Raw genomic sequence first — 7,769 nt, forward strand, 5'->3', positions numbered from 1 at the left:
CACCGAAGTCCGCGATCGTCACGGCTTCAGCCACTGTGCCGCCTTCTGATCCGTAGCCAGTTCGAGATCGTCCACGAGCGTCTACGGGCATCAGAAATGCCTGGTGGAAGCGATATCTGTCTACGCAGATTTCACCACTGTCCATGGTCATCCAGGGCCGTTGTTAGCATCGGTGTTAGCAAGATCCACCTGCGGACCGCCCGAAGCGTGCACCATCCTGGACCCACCGTCAGCCGTGGAGCAGTGACTGGCCCCTCCTGCCCCCGCTGTTCGCCAGACGACCAGCCCGCTTATCCAGTGGCAAGGGGACCCGTACCGCAGGGCCGCCAGGCCCGAGGAACGGAAGCCCCGCGGCAGCCACCCTTGACTGTCAGGTGGACCCGGCTGAATAGGGCAGGACGTCTGAGCGCCTACCGCTTCCTCTTGCCCAGATCAGTATCAAAATTACACTAATCGCCCAAATGGCATGCCATCCTGACATTTCCCCTCGTTATGAATTCCTATTGTTTATGGATATGTGTTGGGTTATGTACCGGGATTGGCTGGTGTGCTTGACTCCTGCCGTGTAGTCACACCCTCCGGGAGGAGGCATGGGGGAGTTCGTCGGGATCGATCCTCGCGGAGCAGACCAGCTGATTCGCCAGATGGAGACCGGCAAGGAGGTCCTGGGCCGTACCCGCCGCGGCCTTGAAGCGGCCATCGCTGAGGCTGGCGCGTCGTGGACCGGTACGCAGGGGGTGACCGCCATGCATCGGTCTTGGGCGTTCTTCGACGACACGCAGCGGGACTTGAAATGGCGCGTGGACACCCTCAAGCAGATGGTTCCGACGGGGGGAAACGGCTCGCTCGGTGGGGTGTTCACGTTCAACAGCGAAGAGGAGGCTGTCCGTCAAGGGAAAGCCGACGCGACGTCGATCGCCGGGGCGCTCAAGCAGTATGAGATTGAGAACTCGCCGGAGAGTTGGCGCAAGGTGACCGCCGCCACGGCGGCGACCAAGCAGAAATTGAGCGACCCCGCCTACGCCGCTGCGTTGCTATCCGCTCTCGGGCCGGACAAGTTCCGCGCGCTGTTCATGCACTGGATGAAAAACAAGGGTCCGGCCATGGACAAGGGAGTGCCACCCAGCCTGCTTAAGGAGGGGAAGGAGGCTCTTGGCCCGCTGGCCGAGGCCTACGCCAATGCCGAACGCGCGGGAAGACTGGGTGAGGAGTGGGGTGAGAAGTTCATCAAGACGACTCAGCCCGGCGTGTTGACGGCGCTGGTCGCGATGTCCAAGCCATCGACCAGGCTCCTCAATCAGGTGGCGCTTCGGGTACTCGGCCGGCCACTGACCGCAGATCTCCCGACAAGCCAGAACTGGAATCTGAACGTGCTGATGGAGGCATATGACGCCAATCCTCAGGCGTTACAGACGCTGCTGGCCGAGAACAAGGATGCCGCAGGCTGGTTATTGCATCCGCAGCGTGCCCGGATGAGCGGCATCCCTGACTTTGAGAAGAAGATGGCCGGAGTTCTGGACAAAGCATTAAAACCAGGCGCGGGAGTGGACAGCGTGCGCGCCCAGGCGTGGGTCAACATCATTCGGGCGATGGGCGCCGAGGACAGCCCGTGGATAGGTGGCTCGTGGGGCACGTTCAAGGACTCGCCGATCAGCGAGACCCTCGCCAAGAACGTCGTGCCTTATCTCGACCAACTCGCTCGAGGACAGTCCAAGCGTGACTCGCCGGAGCTGACCCGGCTGTTCCCCGGGCCGCCCTGGGACGGTCTCGACCCTGAGACCGCGTCCCGGTTCATGGGCGGGCTCATGCAGGACAAGGACGCGGCGAACACGCTGATGAAAGCGGCGCAGAACTACAACGTGGACATGGACATCGGCCGGTTCAGGCCCTTCGGCGACGAAGCCACCCAGCGCGAGTTCACTTCCCGCGCGGCGCTCGCTGGAGGCGCGGCCAATATGATGCTGGCGGGCTCGACCTACGCGGAGTGGACTGACGATGAGTACGCGGACTGGCTCGCCGGAGTCGCGCTGATTCCCATCTCCTGGCTGTCCAACAAATACTGGCCTATCGAAGACGCCATGGCGGCCACCGGCCGAGACGTCGCGCTGGATGAGGCCAAGGACGGCCTCAAAGGATTGATCACGGATTACCTCGACAAGAAGACCCCGGCCACGGCCGAGACCGTCGCGGACGCCATCGTGCGACAACAAGTCCAGTGGGTGAACGCATCGCTCGCCGAGCATGGTCAGAAGCCGTTGACCGAAGAGCAACAGAATGAGGTACGGATGGCGATCCGCGGCAGGCTTTTCGACAGTTTGAAGAAGGCATTGGAAGCCAGAGGAGGCTGAGCATGACCATCCCCAGCCAAACCCAGCTGCTTCAACAGGCCGCCGAGAAGGAACAACTCGCCGCCGACCTCACCCGGTACGCTGCGCAACTGGCCGAGGTGTTCGCCGGCACGCTGGCCAGGCCGCAGGGTGCCGATGCGTTCTGGAAGGGACCGGCCTCGGGGCGCTTCATCACGCAGGCCATGCAACTGGCGCGTGAGGTTGAGCTGCTCCGGAACGACTGCACATCCACCGCCGACCGTCTCCGCAAGCAAGCCCAGGCCGCGCGTGCCGAGGCCACGCAGATGCCCACCTAGAGAGATCGCTAGCCGTCGCGTTCATAACAGCTGGTCTTGCCCACGATCATGATGTGGGGCTTCTGCCCATTGCGTACGGTCACGAAGAAGGTGATGCCGGTCTGCGGGTTCTGCAGGACGGCTGCGCCGAGGTTCTCGTCGCCAAGATCGGCGTCGTCCACAATCATGTTGTAGCCGCGTAACTGCAGCCAACTCGCCATCAAACCGGCCACGTTCGATGGTGAGTGGACGTAGGGGGGGCCGGTGAGGTCGCCCTGAGCGCGGAAAAGCCGCTGCACCTGGCCCTTCAAGCACCCCACTTCGCTGTCCCGATCTGCTCTTTCGGTCGCGGCGGCGGATCCTGTGGCGGCCAACTCTCTGGAGGCGAGCAATTTGTCGCTGTCCGCGATGAGTTGCTTCGTCGCCTCGTCCAACGTGGGTGGGTCGGCGTCCCCCGTGCAGCCCGTCACCACCAAGAGCGAGACGAGCATCGTGGCAATCGATAACTTGCGGGCACCCTGGCGCACGCCACGGACACTACCCAACCCCCACTTCGGCGTACACCTCGTATGCGTGCGCGCTATGTGCCGGCACTTGGGCACATATTTGGCACGATCATCCGCAGACAATCGGTGACAGCCCTACACCACCGGACACATCAAAGCCCTCGACCGACGTTTCCACTGGTCAAGGACGCTTTGGTGCTGGTCGGACCTGCTGCCCCCGGCAGGATTCGAACTGCGGCACCCGCTTTAGGAGACCCGGGGGCCGGTACTGCGCTCTTACTAGGACTGGCCTGCAGGAACATTCTACGGGGCCTTCGCCCTTCGCTTGATCATCCCGCGCATGTCCCGTGCTCGCTGGAGAGCCGCAGATCCCCGCGCTCTGGCGAATGCGAACCCCTATGTCCTCGAAGATACGGAGGTCAGCGCGGTTTGGGAGGCCAGAAAGGCCAACGCTTACCTGAAGGAGGGCCAATAGTTCGGAGGCATCTTCTACCGCCACCAAATCGGAAGGAAACTGTCGGTGCTGGAGTGCAAACTGTGAGGAAGGTCTCGATCAGGAGGTGCGCCATCGCCGATCAGGAAGGGCAGAGCGGATCTACTCTCACGCTCTCGGGACGATCGGAGTTTGCAAGGGAGCTCGCCACACTTGACCCCAAGGTCCGAAGCATCCTCGGCCTTCCCAACGCGACCATCATGGTGGTGGACTTCTTCATCGCCGCGGTCCGGCTCCTGATCGATGACACCGACTGTCGGCCGTGGCATGACCGCCTGAACGATCTCAACGGCCTGGTCGACGAGCTCAACCCGCAGGTCCAGGCCACCCTGAAGGGCCTTGAGCAGTTGTCGCAAGACCCAGGCTCTATCACCCGGAAGTTCAAGTCGCCTGGGTTCCAGGATTTCGTCCACAAGCTTCTGGGGGAAGCGAAGTACACGCGGCTCATCCGAGCTGTGAAGGTCGATGGCGCGGCCCTGGCGGTTGGAGTGCGGCGAGGGATCCGAAGCCTCATGCCCTTGGCGCTCGCCTTGGACAACTGCATGACGTTTGTCACGCGGGAGCAGATTGCACAGATCAAGGGCTTCAGTCGGTTCAGCGAGTCCCTCCTGCGGACCGTCCTCGTGGTGGATCAAGCGGTCGACAAGATTTTCCAGCTGGACCTTCCGGTGGACACCATGACGCAGCGGGTCGAGGAGTTGGAGCCGCTCGTCGAAGACATCGCCGACGACATCACGAGCATCGCCGAGCGCGTACACGAAGTCCTCTCTGGCCGATCCAGCGAAGTCCTTCTTGAACTCAGCGAGCAGCTCAGCCGGAAGGTTCGCGGAGCGCGCGATGCTCTTGATCACTCCGCTGATGGCGTCTCACAGGCAGCGAACTCTCTGGTCGAGTTCGTCGACCGGCTTCTCAGGGATGCGTACAGTGAAGTCCAGGTGATCTCCTGGGTGTCCACGTACCGGCCAGACGAACCCGATCTTCTCTACACCGCCGATCAGTCCGGAAGAGTTCGTCCGACGAAGCGAGGGCAGGCCCTCTGCTTCATTTACATGGGGAAAGAGCCGGACGAGTCGTTCGTCTTCAGTGAGATGGCGGTCGTTGGCCTAACTACTGCCAGAGCACGCTTGCAGAAACTGAAGCACTCCGACAGCGGGGCTCCGCAAGAGGTTGAGGAGGCTCGTCGCGGCATCCTGGCGATCGAGGGATTCATCGTGTACGCCGTCCGAGTCGGATGGATGGGCATGCCAGAGGAAGAACTCGCGCAGATGCGTATCCGCCTCAGCGGGGTCCACAGCAGCAGATGAGATTGTCCTTGCCAAGGTTAGGCGGATGGTGTCAACTGAACCGCCGCCCGGGTTCCGTGGAGGCCCTGATGCGCACGCAGCACCTTGACATCCAGCCTGTCGTCAGGCCTGGAATTCCGCCTGACTCCCGAGTACGTAGGAGGCCGAGGTGCGCGAAGATGGCTTCATGACGCCCCGTCAGCGGACGTGCGTTGCCTTGCCCGGGCCGCGCTACCGCAGTGGGTCAGCGTAACCCTGCACGTTGAGTGATTCTCGTGAGGAGCCTTGTGAGCACGCTCGGTAGTTTCCTCTGGTCGATCGCCGACCAGCTTCGGGGTCCCTACCGCCCCAACCAGTTCGGGAACGTGATCCTCCCGTTCACGATCCTTCGGCGCCTCGACTGCATCCTGGAGCCGGACCGCGAGACCGTCCGAGACCTGGCCGCGGCCTACCAGAACCCGAATCGGCTCCGGATCGAGGTCAAGAAGGCCACCGGCCGGCTGTTCTACAACATCTCGAAGTACAGCTTCGCCAACCTTCTGAAGGACGCGGACGGGCTCGAGGACAACCTCGTCGACTACATCGACCGGTTCTCCGCCGATGTCGATGTGTTCGAGTACTTCGACTTCAAGAAGGAGATCATCGCCCTGGAGAAGGCCGGTCTCCTGCGCGAGATCGTGAAGTCCTTCGGCGCCGTCGACCTGCACCCCAATGTCGTGTCCAATGCCGACATGGGGGACGCGTTCGAGTACATCATCCGCAAGTTCAACGAGGCCGCGAACGAGACCTCCGGTGACCACTACACGCCGCGTGACGCGATCCGGCTGCTGGTCGACCTACTCTTCGCCGAGAAGGACGCCGCCCTGACCGAGTCGGGCATCGTCCGCACCCTCTACGACCCCACCGCTGGCACCGGCGGCATGCTCGCCCTGGCCGAGGAGCACCTGCTCGCACAGAACCCGGACGCCCGGCTGAGCCTGTACGGCCAGGAGTACAACCCGCAGTCGTACGCGATCTGCAAGTCCGACCTGCTCGCCAAGGGCCACGACGCGTCCAACATCGCCTTCGGCAACACGCTCACCAACGACGCCTTCAAGGGCCGCCAGTTCGACTTCTGCATGTCCAACCCGCCGTACGGCGTCGACTGGAAGCAGTACGCCAAGGCCGTCACCAAGGAGCGCGACGAGGCAGGCCCGTACGGCCGCTTCGCGCCGGGCCTGCCATCCACCTTGGACGGGCAGATGCTATTCCTGCTGCATCTGGCGCACAAGATGCGCGCCCCCGAGGACGGTGGCGGCCGGGTAGGGATCGTCATGAACGGCTCGCCGCTCTTCAACGGGGCCGCGGAGTCCGGCCCGTCCAACATCCGCAAGTGGCTGCTGGAGAACGACCTGGTCGAGGCGATCGTCGCGCTGCCGACCAACATGTTCTTCAACACCGGCATCGCCACCTACATCTGGATCCTCGACAACACCAAGCATCCCGACCGCAAGGGCCTAGTTCAGCTCATCGACGGCACATCGTTCTGGACCAAGATGCGCAAGAACCTTGGTAACAAGAACCGTGAGCTCAGCGACGACGACCGCGCTAAGGTCCTCCGCTTGTACGCCGACTTCACCGACGCCGACCCGGACCTCTCGAAGGTGCTGCGCAACGATGAGTTCGGCTACTGGACCATCACCGTCGAGCGACCACTTCTGGATGAGGACGGCAAGCCCGTCGTCGACCGCAAGGGGAAGCTGAAGCCTGACTCCAAGAAGCGCGACGCCGAGAACGTGCCCTTCACCTATGGCGGCTCGACCGCCGGCCCTGCGGCCAATGCCGAGGTCATCCAGGCATACTTCGACACAGAGGTGAAACCTCATGTTCCCGACGCCTGGATCGACTGGGCCAAGACCAAGACCGGCTACGAGATTCCCTTCACCCGCCACTTCTACAAGTACGTTCCGCCCCGGCCTCTCGCCGAGATCGATGCCGACTTGGAGAAGCAGGTCGCCAAGATCATCGATCTGCTGCGGGAGGTTGAAGGATGAGACGGGCATATAAGAACGCCGCTTCGCCTTGGCTCGGCAGGATTCCGGAGGACTGGGTTGAGTCCCGCTTCCGCTACGAGGTATTCATCAACAGTGGCCAGGTCGATCCCCGAGTGGAGCCGTGGTCTGGCATGGTGCTGGTTGCTCCAAATCACATCGAGTCGGGCACCGGTCGACTCCTAGGACGTGAGACCGCAGCGGAGCAAGGTGCTGACAGCGGAAAGTATGTGGTCACCGCTGGCCAGGTCCTCTATTCCAAGATCCGCCCAGCTCTGAACAAGGTGGCAATCGCTGTCGAGGACTGCCTTTGCAGCGCGGACATGTACGCAATCTCGCTGTCAGACAGAGCCGACACGCGGTTCGCTCGCTACTTCTTGTCTGCGAAGCCGTTCCACAACTTCGCCACCGCGATGTCGATGCGTGTGAAGATGCCAAAAGTCAACCGGGAGGAATTGGCTGACGGACCATGGTTGCTGCCTCAGTTGCCCGAGCAGCACGCCATCGCCGACTACCTCGACCGCGAGACCGTCCGCATCGACACGCTTATCGAGGAACAGCAGCGCCTGGTCGAGATGCTCCGCGAGCGTCGCGAGGCAGTCATCGGTGCCGCCTTCCTCGACGCTCAGGCTCAGCAGCCGCTGAAACGCGTAGTCCGGGACGTCACCGTCGGCATCGTCGTGCAGCCTTCCCGGTGGTATGTAGAGGACGGCATACCTGCCTTGCGCGGCCTCAACATCAACCGAGGTTCTGTTTCTACTCGTGACTTGGTGTACATCTCCGTTGAAGGGGACGACGCAAACCCCAAGTCCCGCCTCAATGGGGGGGATGTTG

General features: G+C 62.5%; 6 protein-coding genes. 5 read left to right on the top strand and 1 reads right to left on the bottom strand.

The genetic code is table 11. The features are described from left to right. Positions 1 to 590: 590 nt before the first annotated feature. Both ACWEPL_RS56070 and ACWEPL_RS56075 read left to right on the top strand, forming a co-directional pair. A complete protein-coding gene (locus ACWEPL_RS56070; protein ID WP_452441442.1) occupies positions 591 to 2,348 on the top strand; it encodes a hypothetical protein in 1,758 nt (585 codons plus the stop codon). 2 nt (positions 2,349 to 2,350) lie between these two features. Further along, on the top strand, positions 2,351 to 2,644 hold the full coding sequence (locus tag ACWEPL_RS56075; protein WP_452441443.1) for a hypothetical protein: 294 nt from the start codon (positions 2,351 to 2,353) through the stop codon (positions 2,642 to 2,644). Positions 2,645 to 2,652: 8 nt separating this feature from the next. On the opposite strand, the gene ACWEPL_RS56080 is transcribed toward ACWEPL_RS56075, so the two are convergent. Continuing rightward, on the bottom strand, positions 2,653 to 3,150 hold the full coding sequence (locus ACWEPL_RS56080) for a hypothetical protein (RefSeq protein WP_452441444.1): 498 nt from the start codon (positions 3,148 to 3,150) through the stop codon (positions 2,653 to 2,655). Between the two features lie 516 nt (positions 3,151 to 3,666). On the opposite strand from ACWEPL_RS56080, the gene ACWEPL_RS56085 reads away from it, so the two are divergent. From ACWEPL_RS56085 to ACWEPL_RS56095, 3 genes are all read left to right on the top strand, one after another. Further along, a complete protein-coding gene (locus tag ACWEPL_RS56085) occupies positions 3,667 to 4,926 on the top strand; it encodes a hypothetical protein (protein ID WP_452441445.1) in 1,260 nt (419 codons plus the stop codon). Between the two features lie 254 nt (positions 4,927 to 5,180). After that, on the top strand, positions 5,181 to 6,938 hold the full coding sequence (locus ACWEPL_RS56090) for an N-6 DNA methylase (RefSeq protein WP_452441446.1): 1,758 nt from the start codon (positions 5,181 to 5,183) through the stop codon (positions 6,936 to 6,938). Further along, positions 6,935 to 7,769 (top strand): restriction endonuclease subunit S (locus ACWEPL_RS56095; RefSeq protein ID WP_452441448.1); only part of this gene is annotated, 835 nt, incomplete at its 3' end. The genes ACWEPL_RS56090 and ACWEPL_RS56095, both read left to right, overlap by 4 nt.

It is taken from the genome of Nonomuraea sp. NPDC004186, from assembly GCF_053603495.1.